General features: G+C 74.5%; 11 protein-coding genes. 2 read left to right on the forward strand and 9 right to left on the reverse strand.

Features of this window, described 5'->3' with window-relative positions:
• Positions 1 to 136: 136 nt before the first annotated feature.
• The 6 genes from ACWFQ8_RS08290 to ACWFQ8_RS08315 all read right to left on the reverse strand — a co-directional run bounded on the left by ACWFQ8_RS08290 (position 137) and on the right by ACWFQ8_RS08315 (position 9,712).
• Positions 137 to 1,717 (reverse strand): RNA polymerase sigma factor, encoded by a 1,581-nt coding sequence (locus ACWFQ8_RS08290; protein ID WP_453785390.1) that lies wholly within the window; start codon positions 1,715 to 1,717, stop codon positions 137 to 139.
• Between the two features lie 534 nt (positions 1,718 to 2,251).
• The gene (locus tag ACWFQ8_RS08295) at positions 2,252 to 3,193 is read right to left on the reverse strand and encodes a FadR/GntR family transcriptional regulator (RefSeq protein ID WP_453785391.1); all 942 of its coding nucleotides are present in this window, start codon (positions 3,191 to 3,193) and stop codon (positions 2,252 to 2,254) included.
• A 137-nt stretch (positions 3,194 to 3,330) separates the two neighbouring features.
• Positions 3,331 to 5,124 (reverse strand): ATP-binding cassette domain-containing protein, encoded by a 1,794-nt coding sequence (locus ACWFQ8_RS08300; RefSeq protein WP_453785417.1) that lies wholly within the window; start codon positions 5,122 to 5,124, stop codon positions 3,331 to 3,333.
• A 116-nt stretch (positions 5,125 to 5,240) separates the two neighbouring features.
• A complete protein-coding gene (locus tag ACWFQ8_RS08305; RefSeq protein ID WP_453785392.1) occupies positions 5,241 to 5,987 on the reverse strand; it encodes an NUDIX hydrolase in 747 nt (248 codons plus the stop codon).
• 258 nt (positions 5,988 to 6,245) lie between these two features.
• Positions 6,246 to 8,234 (reverse strand): glycogen debranching N-terminal domain-containing protein, encoded by a 1,989-nt coding sequence (locus tag ACWFQ8_RS08310; RefSeq protein ID WP_453785393.1) that lies wholly within the window; start codon positions 8,232 to 8,234, stop codon positions 6,246 to 6,248.
• A 212-nt stretch (positions 8,235 to 8,446) separates the two neighbouring features.
• On the reverse strand, positions 8,447 to 9,712 hold the full coding sequence (locus ACWFQ8_RS08315) for a DUF4192 domain-containing protein (protein ID WP_453785394.1): 1,266 nt from the start codon (positions 9,710 to 9,712) through the stop codon (positions 8,447 to 8,449).
• 122 nt (positions 9,713 to 9,834) lie between these two features.
• Between ACWFQ8_RS08315 and ACWFQ8_RS08320 the strand changes: the two genes are divergently transcribed.
• Positions 9,835 to 11,994: a RecQ family ATP-dependent DNA helicase gene (locus ACWFQ8_RS08320; RefSeq protein ID WP_453785395.1), complete on the forward strand. Its 2,160-nt coding sequence runs from the start codon at positions 9,835 to 9,837 to the stop codon at positions 11,992 to 11,994.
• Positions 11,995 to 12,209: 215 nt separating this feature from the next.
• On the forward strand, positions 12,210 to 12,839 hold the full coding sequence (locus ACWFQ8_RS08325; protein ID WP_453785396.1) for a hypothetical protein: 630 nt from the start codon (positions 12,210 to 12,212) through the stop codon (positions 12,837 to 12,839).
• A gap of 150 nt (positions 12,840 to 12,989) precedes the next feature.
• On the opposite strand, the gene ACWFQ8_RS08330 is transcribed toward ACWFQ8_RS08325, so the two are convergent.
• The 3 genes from ACWFQ8_RS08330 to ACWFQ8_RS08340 all read right to left on the reverse strand — a co-directional run.
• Positions 12,990 to 13,622, reverse strand: a complete 633-nt coding sequence (locus tag ACWFQ8_RS08330) for a hypothetical protein (RefSeq protein WP_453785397.1) — start codon at positions 13,620 to 13,622, stop codon at positions 12,990 to 12,992.
• A 60-nt stretch (positions 13,623 to 13,682) separates the two neighbouring features.
• Entirely contained in the window at positions 13,683 to 14,393 is a 711-nt protein-coding gene (locus ACWFQ8_RS08335; protein WP_453785398.1) for a ribonuclease HII, read from the reverse strand.
• 434 nt (positions 14,394 to 14,827) lie between these two features.
• The coding region (locus ACWFQ8_RS08340; RefSeq protein WP_453785399.1) for a DUF4153 domain-containing protein at positions 14,828 to 16,540 on the reverse strand (1,713 nt) is incomplete at its 5' end.

The raw sequence follows: 16,540 nt of genomic DNA on the forward strand, positions 1-16,540 counted from the left end.
ATGGTCTCCTCTCAGGTCGCCGCTTTGGCTGTTTGTGATACCCCCACCCCCGGTTGCGGGCGGCGGGTCGCGGGCCCCCCCGCGCGGGCCCCACCCCCACCGCCGTCCCCGCCGGCAACGCCGACAGTCCGTCCGATCAGTCCAGGTAGTCGCGCAGCACCTGGGAGCGGGACGGGTGGCGCAGCTTCGACATGGTCTTGGACTCGATCTGGCGGATCCGCTCGCGCGTGACGCCGTAGACCTTGCCGATCTCGTCCAGGGTCTTCGGCTGGCCGTCCGTGAGGCCGAAGCGCATCGAGACCACGCCGGCCTCGCGCTCGCTGAGGGTGTCGAGCACCGAGTGCAGCTGCTCCTGCAGGAGCGTGAAGCTCACGGCGTCCGCCGGGACGACGGCCTCGGAGTCCTCGATGAGGTCACCGAACTCGCTGTCGCCGTCCTCGCCGAGCGGCGTGTGCAGGGAGATCGGCTCGCGGCCGTACTTCTGGACCTCGATGACCTTCTCCGGGGTCATGTCGAGTTCCTTGGCCAGCTCCTCCGGGGTGGGCTCGCGGCCCAGGTCCTGGAGCATCTGGCGCTGCACGCGGGCGAGCTTGTTGATGACCTCGACCATGTGCACGGGGATGCGGATCGTGCGGGCCTGGTCGGCCATGGCGCGCGTGATCGCCTGCCGGATCCACCACGTGGCATAGGTGGAGAACTTGTAGCCCTTGGTGTAGTCGAACTTCTCGACCGCGCGGATCAGACCCAGGTTGCCCTCCTGGATGAGGTCCAGGAAGAGCATGCCGCGGCCGGTGTAGCGCTTGGCGAGGGAGACCACGAGGCGGAGGTTGGCCTCCAGCAGGTGGTTCTTCGCGCGCCGGCCGTCCTCGGCGATGATCTCCAGCTCGCGCTTGAGCTTGGGCGCCAGCTTGTCGGAGTTCGCCAGCTTGTCCTCGGCGAAGAGACCGGCCTCGATGCGCTTGGCGAGTTCGACCTCCTGCTCGGCGTTGAGGAGGGGGACCTTGCCGATCTGCTTGAGGTAGTCCTTGACCGGGTCGGCGGTGGCACCTGCCACGACGACCTGCTGGGCGGGGGCGTCGTCCTCGTCGTCGGAGATGACGAAGCCCTTGTTCTCGCCGCCCTCCTCCTCTTCGTCCGCCTCGCCCTTGGCGGCCTCGGGACCCTCGTCCGGGGTCTCGTCGTCCCCGGCCTCGTCGGCGTCCTTCTTGGAGGCGGTCTTCTTGGCCGCCGTCTTCTTCGCAGCGGTCTTCTTGGCGGGCGCCGCCTTCTTGGCCGCCGTCTTCTTCGCAGCGGTCTTCTTGGCGGCGGCGGGCTCGGCCGCCGGCTCCTCCGCCAAGGCGTCCGTGGTGTCCGGGTCCGTGGTGTCCGCCGCCGGGGCGGTGGCCGCGGGCCGCGCCGTCGCCGTCTTCGCCGCGACGGTCTTGGTGGCCGTCCGCTTGGCCGGGCTCTTCGCCGCGACGCTCTTGCGGGTGGTGCGCTTGGGCGACTCCGCGGCACTGACCATCAGCGTCACACCCTCTTCCTCGAGGATCTGGTTGAGGCTGCGCAGAACATTCTTCCACTGGGTCGCAGGAATCTGGTCAGCCTCGAAGGCCCGACGCACGTCATCGCCGGCGATCTGCCCCTCGGCCTTGCCCCGCTCGATGAGCGCCATCACAGACTCGGAATCGGCGATCTCCGGCGGGAGCGTACGGGATGTGCTGGCCGACACGAACAACCTCTCGGAACGATGGAAACGGCTTCCGACCCCGGGCCTGGTGGTGCTGAACCGGAGCCGACGACCACCGACTGGGGATGGGCCGGGGGCGTGGGCAGGGACCGGGGAGCTGCACAGCATCCCCAAGGGCTGCTGTCTTCCCTCCGTCGGCCATCACCTCTTAAGTCATCGCGTGACCTCGCGCAGCGTTACGCCCAATCTTCGTGGCCCGAGTCACACCCCGTATGCCGCGATGCCGGTCATAGGGCCATACGGAGGGTTCCGGCGCGTCCCGTCCCAGCTGTACGGGGGCGGGCCGGGGCGGGGGAACGGAGCCGGCGCGACGGTCCCGGGTGGGGGTCAGGCGTGCGGGTCAGGCGTGCGGGTCAGGCGTGCGGGTCCGGGCGTGCGGGTCCCGGTGCGCGGCGCGGGGCTCGGGGATGCCGGCTCTCAGGACCAGCTCGAAGGGGGCCGGGCCGGTCGGGCCCGGACGCCGGTGTCGCCGGACCCGACCGGGCCCGGCGACACCTGATGACACCCCCGCGCGCCCGTCCGTCAGTGCTCGCGCGGGGCGGGGACCACGCGCTCGACCTCCGGATGCACCGTCAGGAGCTGCCGCATGGCGTTCTCCGCGCCCGTCGCGTCGCCCGCGGCGAGGGCCTCGGCCATCCGCGCATGGTGGGCGACGCCGGTCTCGCTGGGCCGGTCGCAGGCGGTGATCGGGCTGCCGGAGACATGGAGGGCCGAGGAGACGATGCTGGAGAGGTGCTCCAGCATGCGGTTGCCGGCGACCTGGATGAGGAGCGAGTGGAACTCGTTGTCCGCGCGGGCGAAGGTGATCGAGTCGCCCTGACCGAGGGCGTGGCCCATGATCTCGACCATGTCGGAAAGGCGCTGCTGGATGTCGGGGCGCCCGTGGCCGGCGGCGAGGCGGGCGGCGAGCGGCTCGATGGTCCAGCGGAGCTCATTGAGCTCGCGGCGCTGGTCGTCGCGCTGGGGACCGTAGGCCCGCCACTCGATGATGTCGGGGTCGAGAAGGTTCCAGTCGGCGACGGGGCGGACCCGGGTGCCCACGTTGGGGCGGGCGCTGACGAGGCCCTTGGCCTCCAGGACCCGCAGCGATTCGCGGACGACCGTACGGGAGACCTCGAACCGCTGCCCGATCTCCTCAGGGACCAGGGGGCGGTCCGCACCGAGGTCACCGGAGACGATCATCTGGCCGAGCTGCTGGACGAGTTGGCCGTGCAGTCCGCGGCCGCGGCTGCCGGCCGCCCGGCGGCCCACCCGGCTCAACTCGACGTCGGCGCCGTCCCAGTGGGGCGCTGCGACACGGTCGGATCCGGAGGCCTCCGCGTAGGGGTAGCGGTCGAGTTCGCCCGGACCGGCGAGGCCGGAGTCGGCGTGGCGGGCGGCGGTCATCATGGTGTGCGCAAGGGTACTCACGAATCCTTTGTCGGCCGTGTCTCCATGACCCTTGAGGTCTTTGGTGAAAAGCACACGAAAGGGTGATCGGTGCCACCTACGCAATTGACGACTTATCGCAAAGAAGCGGGCCTTCTACGCGGAGTTGCGATCCGCATCACGCCAGGTGGACTTCAACGGTCCCTTGGAGGACTTCTCCCGCATCGGAACGATCACCAACGGACCCTGCTGCGCAGTCCGGTGAACCCATAGGCGCACAACAGGACGATCAGCGACAACACCAGTGCCGTTCCGACGGGTTGGGCCATCACCCTGAGGGCCCCGAGGACGAGCCGGTCCGCCTCGGGCGGCCACTGGACCCAGGTCAGGCTCCGCAGCCGGTGCACGAGCCCGGTCACCGGGTACGCGGACGGGTCCTCCAGCACCCTGCGCACCAGCGGGACCACCATCACCGGTACGGCCAGCACGGCGGCCAGGCCGGCGGTGGCGGACCGGAAGACGCCGGAGGCGAGGACGCCGGACCAGGCGCACCCGATGAGCAGCCCGGCCCAACTCGCCGCGGGGGAGATCCACTGCGCGGGCGGCCGCAGCGGGCCGTCGCCGAAGACCAGGGCCAGGGCCGCCGCGTCGGCCGTCACGGTCAGGGCGCCCAGCAGCAGGGCGAGGGCCGCGCACATGCCCAGCTTGGCGGTGAGCAGCCCCATCCGGCGGGGGACGGTCCCGCGATCGGCGGCGAGCGCGGGGTAGCGGTACTCCTCACCGAAGGCCAGGGCGCCGAGCAGCCCCGCGCCGAGGGCGGCGGGCGGGAGCGGCAACAGCTCCGGCCAGGCGGCGAGCAACCGGTTCTGCGGGGTGTTCCCGACGCGCGCCAGCACCAGGGCGGTCAGGACGGAGACGCAGACGACGACGGCGGCGGTCAGCACGGGGGTGGCGGTGCCGAAAACCCGGAGCAGTTCGTAGCGCAGCGGCCGCAGCGGCCCGCTCACCCGACGCACCGTCGAGGCGGGCCGCCCGGACGGGCCGCGCCGGGAAGGACCGGGCGCCTCCTCCGCGAAGGCCTCCCCGCGGGCCCCGCCGGGCACGGCCGGGGCCGCCGCTCCCGCGCGGGCGTGCGGTACCGGCGACGCGGGCGCTCCGGCGTCGCCCGTCTCGTCGGCGAGCTGGTGCACCAGGACGCCGTGCCGGAAGGCCGCCTCTCCGATCTCGGCGCAGTTGCTGCCGTACACGGACAGGCGGCTGCCGCTCTCCTCGACGATCTCCACCGCGCGCTGCGCCGCCCTCGCCTCCCGGCCCAGTACGTCGGCCAGGCGGGCCGCGTGCGGAGTGCGCACGGCGACCCTGGGCCGCAACCGGGTCCGGGCGAACTCGGCGGCGTCCTGGTCGGCGACGAGGCGGCCGGCCTCGATGCTCACGACCCGGTCGGCACTGCGGGCGGCCTCCTTGGCGTCGGCCGTGGTGAAGAGGACCACTCCACCGAGGGCCGCGCGGCCGCGCAGCAGCGCGTGCAGCCAGCCCCGCTCCCGGGGGGAGAGGCCGGCGCCGGGCTCGTCAAGGAGCAGGGTGCACGGGTCGGCGATCAGCGCCGCGGCAAGCGCGACCCTGCGCTCCATTCCGAGCGAGAGCGAGCCGAGCCGCTGGTCCCGCAGGCCCCCGATGCCGACGACCTCCAGCATGGTGTCGGCCCGGGAAGCCGGCACCCCGGCGGCGGCGCACAGCATCCGCAGCTGGTTGCGGACGGTCCGGGCTGGATTCCCGGGGACGTCGCCGAGCAGTACGCCGACCTCCCGGCCGGGGTGCGGGACCCGGTGCAGCGGACGACCGCGGAAGTAGGTGACGCCGCGGCCCGGTTCGAGTTCGAGCATGAGCCGCAGGGCCGTGGTCTTGCCCGATCCCGGCTCTCCGAGCAGGGCGGTCACGGTCCCCGGGCGAGCCTCGAAGGTGAGGTCGTCCACGAGGGGCGGGGCGGCGGGGCGGGGGGCGCTGGTGATTCCGATGGCCTGGAGCATCGCTTCTCTCGCGGGGGTGAGACCGCTCTGCGGCAGCGTGAGTACCGCAAACAAGATAACGCGATATGTCAGATTTTCGACGTACCGGGCCCGCTTCTGGGGGTGGTGTCGCCGGGTCAGATCTCCGGGCGCAGCATGGGCGGGTTGAGCAGGGTGGCCCCGCCGGCGCGGAACAGCTGGGCCGGACGTCCGCCCTGACGGGTCGTCGTCCCTCCGGCCGGCACCAGGAACCCGGGGGTCCCGGTGACCTTGCGGTGGAAGTTCCGCGGATCGAGGGCCACGCCCCAGACGGCCTCGTAGACCCGGCGCAGCTCGCCGACGGTGAACTCGGGCGGGCAGAAGGCGGTGGCCAGGGAGGAGTACTCGATCTTGGATCGGGCGCGTTCCACGCCGTCGTCGAGGATGCGGGCATGGTCGAAGGCGAGGCCCGCGGCGGACTCGCCGTCGGCGGCCAGCACCTCGTCGACGGGGGCCCAGCGCGCGCTGTTGGCATCTCCGCCGGCCCGGGGCGCGGGCAGGTCCGGGGCCAGCACCAGGTGCGCCACGCTGACGACACGCATCCGCGGATCCCGCTTCGGATCCCCGTACGTCGCCAGCTGTTCGAGATGCGCGCCGTTGCCCACGCCCTGCGCGGCCGGGTCGTGCGCGCACAGCCCCGTCTCCTCGGCGAGCTCCCGCGCCGCGGCGGCCGCGAGATCCTCGTCTTCCCGGACGAATCCACCGGGCAGTGCCCAGCGGCCCTGGAACGGCTGCTCACCTCGGCGGACGACCAGCGCGCAGAGCGCGTGGCGCCGCACGGTGAGCACGACCAGGTCGACGGTGACGGCGAAGGGCGGAAAGGCCGACGGGTCGTAGGGCGACATGCCGCGATCATAGTCGTCTGCCTGACGATAAACAGCGCTTTGAAGACCTTGAGGGCACTGATCCAGTGCTTGGTGCCGCGGGCGGAAGGGTTTGCCGGGTCGCGGCGTCCGGTGCGGTGCGTCGCACGGCGGAGGGCCGCGGGTCGTACGGGACGTACTCGGGTGGTCCGACCACCTGGGGGTCCCCCCGGACGAAGGCCGGGGGATGAGCCGCCGTGCCCGGCGGCCGCGACCCGGTGGACCATGCCGGTCACCGCACTAGCCGCCCAGTTGGAGCGCATCCGCGGCCTCCTCCACCATCGCGAGCCCCAGCCTGCTGATCCGGACGGCGAACGGCTCCCCCGATACGCGCAGGCCCGAGAGCCGCAGCGCACCCAGCGGCGCGCCCGGGAGGGGGACCAGTGCGACCGTGCCCCGAGGGGCGTCGGGGCGGATCCCCGCGAGGGCGGTCAGCACATGGATCCCCGCCGCCGCGGCCACCGCGGCGGGGCGGCACGCGGCGGGGTGCGGGAGCGGTGCGCTGCCGGCGGTGCGCTGCTCCGCGGCGAACATCTCCGGCAGTCGGTACCCGAAGCTCTCCGCCGCGTCCAGCAGGCCCCGGAGCAGGCCGGCCGCCTCCTTCTCGAAGCCCGCTTGGGCCAGACCGGCGACGGCCACGGCGCTCTCGTACGCCCGCACCGCTCCGGAGCGATGGCCGAACGGGTTGTGCCCGGGCTCCCTGGCCGCCATGCTCCGCAGCCCCCAACCGCAGTCCATGCCGGGCGCCCCGAGCAACCGGGCCAGTCGCTCCGTGCAGGAACGGTCCAGCAGCCCGGCGGCGAGGCGGCCGCCCCCGAGCAGACCGGTGTCCAGCAGATGGACGGCCGCCCCCGTCAGCCGGGGCAGGGGCCGCCCGTCGGGGTGGAGCGCGGCCGCCGGCCTGCCGCCGTCCGGGCCGTCGATCCAGAACGCGGACCGGAACCTGTCCCGCAGCGCTCGCGCGAAGTCCCGCCACTCCTGCGCGCCGGGCCTCCCGCAGCCGTCGAGCAGGTCGGCGCCGAGCAGCGCGGCCCGGTGGGCATGGGCCTGGGTCTCGCAGCGCCGGGGCCCCGGGTCCGGATCGGCCACGAAGCCGTCCTCCCCCAGGGCGCCGCGCAGCCAGCCCAGGCACCGTTCGGCGGCCGGGAGGAGCCGGGCCACTTCCTCCTCCGGCATCCCCCACAGCCGAGCCTCGGCCAGCACCGCCGGGAAGGCCAGCGTCGCCTCCGTTCCGGTGCACCCCGGTGGGAGCTGCGGACCCGCCCCGCGCAGCGGGCCGGGGATCCTCCCCGCCTCCGAGCCCGGTCCGTCGGTCTGGGACCGGGCCAGGACGCGCAGGGTGGCCCCGGCGAGCCCGGTGCCCAGGGGCAGGGCCATCCTCGCGGCCCAGAGCGACTCCGCCGGGGCGAGCCCCAGCCGCCACGGCACACCCGCCGCCGCGAAAGCGTCGCCCGGTTGTTCCGCATCTCTCAGCAGCAGGGCCCGCAGGTCCTCGACGCCGGTCCGGAACCACTCCTGCGCCCGCGGATCGTCCGCTTCGGCACGGGCGTCGGCCAAGGGGTTGGCCACCTGTCCCGCGGAGGCGCGCGCGCCGCGGTCCCGTGTCGTCCGCAGCTCGATGACGCGGGCTTCTCCGGGCCCCAGTTCCAGTTGCCAGCGCAGCAGCCCGGCCGAGGCGAGCGCGTCGTCGGGCGGCGGCACGGCGGCCGTGACGGTCTGCGCCCCGCCGGCGCTCCACCGCAACCCGGCCGCACACACTCCGGCGGGCAGCTCGGGCCGGGACCGGCCGGCGGCCACGTCGGCCAGCTCCGCCAGGTCGGTGCCGAGCAGTACCTCTACGGGGATCCGTACGGGGCGGGCGGCGAAGCTGCGCACGGTGATCCGCTCCGTGCCGTCCGCGTGCCGGATCCGCTCCACCCCGATGTCCGGATCGGGACCGGGCTCGGCCCCGGTGCGCACGGTCGCCGTGAACACGGCCCGGTCCGGCCCCAGGCGGCGCCCCTGGACCGCGACCGGATCCCGTCCCGCGATGCGCAGCACGCAACGGGACAGCAGCCGGCGCCCCGAATGGTAGATCCCGTCGATCCCGTTCCCGGTCAGCTGGCCGTGCTCCGGCGAGATGACCAGGCCGGGGGCCGCGACACAGATGATGGCGCCGTGCACGGGCGGCAGCTCGGGTCTGCGGGCGGCGATGACGCCCGGGGGACGGGGCGGTGCGGGGTGGGACATGGGTCGCCTTCTCTGCGCTCCGGTCGGTTCGGATCGGCGGCGGCGCGGCCGGGCCCCCACCACTCCCCAGCTGAACGCCCCCACCCCCGCCCGGGTCACGGGCCGGTACCCCGTCCGCGTGGCCGCGGGCCCGGCGGCCCTGCGCCGTGCGGCCCCGAGCGGACGCCGGAGCCGGCACCCGGCCGCACCGCGGTCCGGGCGCCCTCCCGGGCTCACTGCCCGCTCCCCGCGGTCCGGCGGGACTCACGGCCGGGCGCCCTGCGACCCCGGCGGCCCGACGGCCGGGTACTGGCCGCACGGCGCCTTCGCCTGGGCTCCCGGCGGCGCCGCTCCTCCCGCAGGCACTGCCTCAAGCCCTCGGGATCGATGCCCTCGTTGCAGGCGTGGTGGAGCAGCAGGGCGAAGCGGTACTCGGCGTCCGCCCGCAGGGCCATGGCGAGCGCGATCCGGGCCGTCGGCTCGTCCCCGGTGGACCAGGAAACCCAGCCCGCGAGTGTGAGGGGAGCCGCCGCGTGCTCGCGGTACGCCCCCACGCAGCGCCGGGCCAGGGCCCGCCACAGCCGCAGGGCCGGGACCGCCTCCTCGCCCTCCATCCACTCGGCGGCGATGTCCCGCACCTCCCGGTCCTGGAGGCCGATGATCAGGGAGGCCGCCTCGTCGTGGCCGAGCAGCGAGTCGTCCCAGTCGTCGGCACGCGGGCCGCCCTCCACAGGTGGCGCGAGCGTCATGCGCCGCATGAGCATCCGGGCCAGCGCGACGGTCTCCGCCCCGACCTCCTGGCGGGAGGCGCCGTCGAGGATCTTCGGTACCAAGGCGGCGGCCGCCCGGTCCAGGGCCTGTTCCAGCTCGTCGGCCACGGCCCCGCCCAGGGGTGCCAGCCGGCCCTCGATCTCCTTGAGCGAGCCCCGTACCCGGAGTCCGGCGAAGGTGGCCGTGGCGGCCATCACCGAGGTCCCGACCGCCGCCAGGGGGCTGCCCTCGGCCGGGCAGCAGCGCGCGTCGGGGCAGACGTAGGACCAGTACCTGCCCGCGGACAGGCACAGGGCCTCCAGCACGGGGACGTCCAGCGCGCCGCAGGCGAGCCTGATGCGCTGGGCGAGTGGTCGCAGGCGGGTCATCACCCGCTGGCCGCCCTCGTCGTCGTGCGGCTCCAGGCAGAGGTAGAGCACGATGCCGTCGGGCTTCGCGCCGCGTCGTTCGCTCCCCCGGATCAGGCATTCGGCCACCTGCCGGGCGGTGTCCTCCCATTCGCCGGGAGCGGTCGGAATGCCGACGCGCAGCCGGCCCCCGAAGCGCCCGCCCTCGCCGTGGACGGCGACCAGAACGAGGGAGTCGGTCGGATGGAAGCCGAGCATGTAGGGCAGGGCGTCGGCCAGTTCCGCCGGGCTGCGCAGGGTGATCTGCGCGGCGGGGGCGGAACCGGTCGGGGTGAGGAAGGGACGGTCGGACGGGCTGTGTGCTTCGTGGTTGTTCGTCATGGCCCGAAGGTCCCGTGCACGACCCGATCCCGAAAGCCCTGTGGATAACTGTTTGATTTTCAACATCCACAGGCGCAGAGCGGCATTGGCGCGATGTCGCAGGCATCGGGTTGCATGGGGGCATGAACGCAGACCTGAGGTCCTCGGCCGACTCCGTCCTAGCCCGTCTCGTGGGCGACCCCACGGGCACCGCCACCCTGCGCGAGGACCAGTGGAAGGCGATCGAGGCCCTCGTCGCGCACAAGCGAAGGGCCCTGGTCGTGCAGCGCACGGGCTGGGGCAAGTCCGCCGTGTACTTCGTCGCGACCTCCCTGCTGCGCGCCGGCGGCGCCGGTCCCACCGTGATCGTCTCTCCGCTCCTCGCGCTGATGCGCAATCAGGTCGAGGCCGCCGCCCGGGCGGGCATCCGCGCACGCACCATCAACTCCGCGAATCCCGAGGAATGGGAGGGGATCCAGGCCGAAGTGGCCGCGGGCGAGGTCGATGTCCTGCTGGTGAGCCCGGAGCGGCTCAACAACCCGGACTTCCGCGACCAGGTCCTGCCCAAGCTCGCCGCCGCGACCGGCCTGCTCGTGGTGGACGAGGCCCACTGCATCTCCGACTGGGGGCACGACTTCCGCCCCGACTACCGCCGGCTGCGCACCATGCTCGCCGACCTCCCGCCGGGCGTCCCCGTACTCGCCACGACGGCCACGGCGAACGCCCGCGTCACCGCCGATGTCGCCGAGCAGCTGGGCACGGGCGCCGGCACCGACGCACTGGTGCTCCGCGGCCCGCTGGACCGCGAGAGCCTGAGCCTGGCCGTGCTGACCCTGCCCGACGCCGCGCACCGGCTGGCCTGGCTCGCCGACCACCTCGGGGAGCTGCCGGGCTCCGGGATCATCTACACCCTGACCGTGGCGGCGGCCGAGGAGGTCACCGTCTACCTGCGCCACCGCGGGCACACCGTCTCCTCGTACACCGGCAAGACGGAGAACGCCGACCGCCAGCAGGCCGAGGACGACCTCCAGGCGAACCGGGTCAAGGCGCTGGTGGCCACCTCCGCGCTCGGTATGGGCTTCGACAAGCCCGACCTGGGCTTCGTGGTGCACCTGGGCTCTCCCTCCTCCCCCATCGCCTACTACCAGCAGGTCGGTCGGGCCGGGCGCGGGGTGGAGCACGCCGAGGTGCTCCTCCTGCCGGGCCGCGAGGACGAGGCGATCTGGCAGTACTTCGCCTCGGTGGCCTTCCCGCCGGAGGAGCAGGTGCGCAGGACCCTCGACGTCCTGGCCCAAGCGGGTCGGCCGCTGTCCCTGCCCGCCCTGGAGCCGCTCGTCGACCTGCGGCGCACCCGGCTGGAGACCATGCTCAAGGTCCTCGACGTCGACGGTGCCGTGCACCGGGTCAAGGGGGGCTGGACCTCGACGGGCGAGCCATGGGTGTACGACGCCCAGCGCTACGCCTGGGTGGCCCGGCAGCGGGCCGCCGAGCAGCAGGCCATGCGCGACTACGCGGCCGCGACGGACTGCCGGATGCAGTTCCTGCGCCGACAGCTCGACGACGAGGAGGCGGCTCCCTGCGGCCGCTGCGACAACTGCGCCGGAGCCCGCTTCACGGCGGAGGTCTCCTCCACCGCCCTGGACACCGCCCGCGGCGAGCTCGGCCGCCCGGGCGTGGAGTTGGAGCCCCGCAAGATGTGGCCGACCGGGCTCGCGGCGGTCGGCGTCGACCTCAAGGGCCGCATCCCGGCCGGGGAGCAGGCCTCGACGGGCCGGGCACTGGGCCGGCTGTCCGACATCGGCTGGGGCAACCGGCTGCGCCCCATGCTGGCCCCCCAGACACCCGACGCGCCGATTGCGGACGACGTGGCGCAGGCCGTAGTGGCCGTCCTCGCCGACTGGGCCCGGGGACCCGGCGGTTGGGCGTCAGGCGCCCCGGACGCCCCCGCCCGCCCCGTGGGCGTGGTCGCCCTGCCCTCGCGCGGCCGGCCCCAGCTGGTCGGCTCCCTGGCCGCGCGGATCGCCGAGGTGGGACGGATGCCGCTGCTGGGATCGCTCGCGTACACGGATCAGGTCCCGGAGTTCGGCCTGCCCTCCTCGAACAGCGCCCAGCGGGTTCGGGGGCTCCACCAGGCCCTGGCCGTGCCGGCGGACCTGGCGGAAGCCCTCGCGCGGGCGGCGGGCCCCGTGCTCCTCGTGGACGACCGTGCGGAGAGCGGCTGGACGCTCGCCGTGGCCGCGCGGCTGCTGCGGCGTTCCGGCGCGAAGGAGGTGTTCCCGCTGGTGCTGGCGCTCCAGCCGTAGCCCCATGCGTCGTCCACGGCGCGGCGGGGCAAGGATATGAACGGCATACCGGCGAATTCCGGTCGGCTGCGCCAATTGCTCGTTGCCGCATGCTCGGCGGCCACGCGAGAATTGGAGTGCTCCCGCTCGGCTTCCCGGCACCCTCCTGGGCCGTGCTGCGGCGCGCCCGCACTCCAGCCGTGCCCGTCCGCGGGCGTGTACCCGAAGGGAGGACCGTGACCTTCGGATTCGCCCCGCCATCGACCACGTCCCTGGCCATGTCCACCGGTGGTGCCAGCCGGCACGGCAGGCTGCTCGAACCCGCCGAGTGGACCGCGGCCGGCATCCCGCTGCTGCGCAATCCGCGCGAGGTCGTCAGCGGCCTGCACTCCCGGCACAGCCCCGTGCCGTCCACCGCCGTGATCGCCGTACTCGGCCCGGAGGAGCGGCTGGTGGCCAGCGCCTCCTTCGTGCAGCGGTCGAGCTCGGCCGACGGCTGGGAGTACCGCAACGCCCTGCTGTCCCGGCTGCGCCGGGTCCTGCCGCACGACCTGCGGCGGCGGACCCCGGTGCGGACCGCGGTCCTGCTCTACTGCCGCGAGGGGGACGAGCGGTGGACCGAGGAGGACGGAGCTTGGATGTGGGGGCTGCGGGACGCCTGCACCCTGCACGGGCTGCGGTGCGGCGCCTACATCACGCTGACCCGCGGCGGTTGGCAGGTCCTGGGCGAGGGACGCGGCGGCAGGCAGCCCGGTTCGGACTCGCGCCCCCAGCATCTCGGCGACACGGCAGCCGAGTTCGCCCCGCTCGCCCTGCACTCGGGGGGAGGCGCGGCGGAGGCCCTGCGCAGGACCGCCGCGCGCTGACCGCTCACACCGGCGCCCCCGGCCGAGCCGCTCGGGGCAGACCCGTGGCCGTACACCCGCTGCGGGCGGACGTCGGCTCGGACCGGGCTGGGGCGGGGCCGGCCCCGCTGCGGCCCGCCCCGCCGCTTGCCCACGCCGGGATACGGGACGTCAGACGCCCGCGCCCAGGACGGAGTTGATCTGCTGCGCGTCGCCGCACACGATCAGCAGCGCACCCGCTCGCGCGAGAGCGACCGGCAGCGTCCCGGCGAGCGCGTCACCCGGTCCGCCGTTGGCCGCGAAGACCACGACGGCACGGCCGTCGGTGCGCTGGACCTGCGCCGCGTCCGCGTAGAAGACGTCGTCCCCGGCGTCGTGCAGGGCCCAGTAAGCGGCCTCGCCGAAGGACAGCTCGTGCGCGGCCCACGGGTGCGGGTCGCCACTGGTGAGCACCAGGATGTCGCCGGGCGCGCGCCCGGCGTCGAGCAGCAGGTCCACGGCCTCGTCGGCCGCGTCCAGCGCACCCTCGGCGGAGGCCGGGATCAGCTGGACCTGCGGCACCGCGGCGGAGACGGACGGCGCGGCGGAGGCTGCGGGAACGGGCCCGGCGGGCACCTGCGGCGCCCTCTGCGCGGGCGGTGCGGGCAGGACGGGACCGGGGCGTCCGGGCCGCGGTACGGCGGCGGGACGCGGACCAGGTACGGGACGGGGAGTCTGCGCGGTGCGGCTCGCGGCCGGCGTGACGCGGGGACCCTGGGCACTCTCGTGAATCTGAGGCTCCTCGATGGCGGGTGTGAGAGGCATGAGTTGATATCTATCAAAACACCGGTACGAAACGTACCGGCCGGTGGCACATGGGTGCGATCAGAAATCGAAGCCGAGTTGGCCTCCGTTTTCCAGTTCCGTCGACTCCTCGCTGCGGCGCACCTTCTTCAGGTGGCGCCAGCGGGGCAACGCGTCGAGGTACGACCACGAGAGCCGGTGGTAGGGGGTGGGCCCCAGCTCCTCCAGCGCCGCGCGGTGCACGGGCGAGGGGTATCCCGCGTTGGCCCCGAAGGCGAAACCCTCGATGCCGCAACCCGGTTCGCCGAGTTCGGCCATCATGCGGTCGCGCCGCACCTTGGCGATGACCGAGGCCGCGGCGACGGCGACGCAGGACTGGTCGCCCTTGATCACGGTACGGACCTGCCAGGGCGCCCCGAGGTAGTTGTGCTTGCCGTCGAGGATGACCGCGTCGGGCCGCACGGGCAGGGCCCCGAGGGCCCGCTCCGCCGCCAGCCGCAGCGCGGCGGTCATGCCCAGGTCGTCTATCTCCTCCGGGGAGGCGTGCCCGAGGGCATACGCGCTGACCCAGTCCTCCAGCACGCCGACGAGGGCGTCGCGCCGCTTGGGAGTGAGCAGTTTGGAGTCGGTGAGCCCTGCGGGCGGCCGGCGCAGGCCGGTGATCGCCGCACACACGGTGACGGGACCGGCCCAGGCCCCTCGTCCGACTTCGTCGACCCCGGCGATGACCTTGGCGCCGGTGGTTGCACGGAGGGAGCGTTCGACGGTGTGGGTGGGTGCTTCGTACGGCATGGCGCCAGCAAGGTTACGCCGCCCCGCGCCGCCTGCACACCCCGGCCCGGGTCCGACGCGCGCCACGCCCTCCCGGCCCGACCGCGGGACGCCCTCGGGCCCGTCCTGCCGCGCCGCGCCTCCCGGGCCGTCGCGCCTGCCGCGGGTCGGTCGATCACCTGACGTCCGGACCCCCCGTTTCGCTCGCGCACACCCTCGCGCGGATCGGACGTGTCGCCGCCGTGCCCGCCCCCACCACCGGATTCGGTCGTCCGATCACCTTCTGCGCCGCTGCGGTTCCGGCTTCTCCCGCCGACGGAGCGGACCGAGGTGCGACGCACCGGTCGACCCCGCCGGAGCGGGGGCCGGCGTTTCGGGTCGCGTTCGCGAAGGCGCAGCGGCCGGCTCGTTCCGTCAGCCGAACCGGCACGCCGAATCGCCCGATCGAGTCGGCCTCAGTACCTCGCGGTACGGCTGCCGAAGGTGCCCAGACGCGCGCAGACCTCGAAGGTGACCGTCACGGGACGCTCCCGCAGGATCTGCCGGGCCCGGTACTCGCCGAAGCTCACGGCGTACCAGGGGGCGTTCCGCGTCTCGGCCAGATCGTTGCTTATCCCGCGCAGCGCGCAGGACCGTTGGGGCTCGGGCAGCGCGTCCAGCGCGGGCGCCGCGTCCGCCGAGAGGGACTGGAAGTAGGCCAGGTCGATCTTGCCGGCTGCCTGGTAGCGGGCGACGTTCCGCTCGGCGACCATCCCGTCCGGGGACAGCAGCCCGAAGACCAGCGCGGCGGCCGCCGCGCTGCCCGCGAACGCGCGGGGCAGCCAGCGTGCGCCGAACACGCCCGCCGCCATGATCAGCACGATGACCAGCCCGAGCCACAGCTCCATCGCCGCGACCGACACGCGCAGCCGGGTCAGCCCGTACGCGTCCACGTAGAGGTCCATCCGGCGCAGCGCGGACGCGACGACCACCAGCGTCATCGCGCACAGGGTCCCGAGGACGACACGGACGAAGCGACGGTCACCCGCCCCCTCGCGCGGTGCCCAGCGCAGGGCGAGCGCGATCACGCCGAGGGTGAGGAGCGTGGCCCACAGCAGCTGCCAGAAGCCCTGTCGGGCGTACGCGGCGTACGTGAGCCCGGTGCTGTCCAGGACCCTGTCGTAACCACCGAACAGCACGGCCAGCTGTACGGCGTTGAAGCCGGCGAACAGCAGGTTCAGGACGACGAGCGGAAGGGCCCATTCGAGGCGGGCCCTCGGCTTGCCGGGCGTCACCACGACGCGGTCCCAGCGCAGCGGGGCCGCGGCCGCCCGGGCGGCGGCGAGCGCGAGGAGCGTGCCCACCAGGAAGAGGGCGGTACGGGCGGGCCCGTCGGCGACGGAGACGTCGGGCGTCAGGTTGCCCAGCAGGTCCGCGAAGGCGGCGTCGGCCGAGGCGAAGAGCGCCCCGAACAGGATCAGGAGGACCACGGCGACGGCGGCCGCCCTGGCCACGGGCAGCCAGCGGTCCTTGCCGGACCCGCCGCGCGCGCGGACGCCGGCCCAGGCCCAGCCGGCTCCGGACCGGGCGGCGCCGAGGAAGCCGAAGGGGCTGAGCAGGACGCCGGGCCAGGTGCGGCTGCCGTGCAGGGCGAGCGCGCCCAACAGGACGGCGGAGAGGATCGCGAGCGTCGAAGGCCACGCGGAGTCCCGCAGGGCGGGTACGGCGAGCAGGGCGAGGCAGCCGGCCGCCCAGACGAGCGTCCACGGGCGGGCGGTACGGCCGGCCGCGCGGGCGGCGGCGTACGCGGCGACGACGGCGGGCACCACCGCGAGCAGCAGGCCGGGGCCCATGCCGTCACCGAGGAGCAGGGCGCAGGCGAGACCGGAGGCGAGCACCGCGGCGAGGGTCGCCGCAGGGACGGGGGCGGCTTCGGCGGGCCGCGCCAGGGTGATCCACGCGGGCCGGGCCGCGGCGGCCCGGGCGGCGGCCCGTTCCCGCTCCTGCCCGGCCTGCCGGGCGGCGGCATCGACCGGCATCGGCCCCAGCTGCACCGCAGCCGACCCGACGCCCCCGTGGGCCCCGACCGGGGCAGCGGCGCCGACAGTCCCGCCCGGGACTCCGGCCCCGGGGGCGCCGTCCGCGCCGGTCGTGCCCGCGGCCCCGGGCGCGCCGGCGGGCCCCGGGGG

Source organism: Streptomyces sp. NPDC055254, from assembly GCF_053606025.1.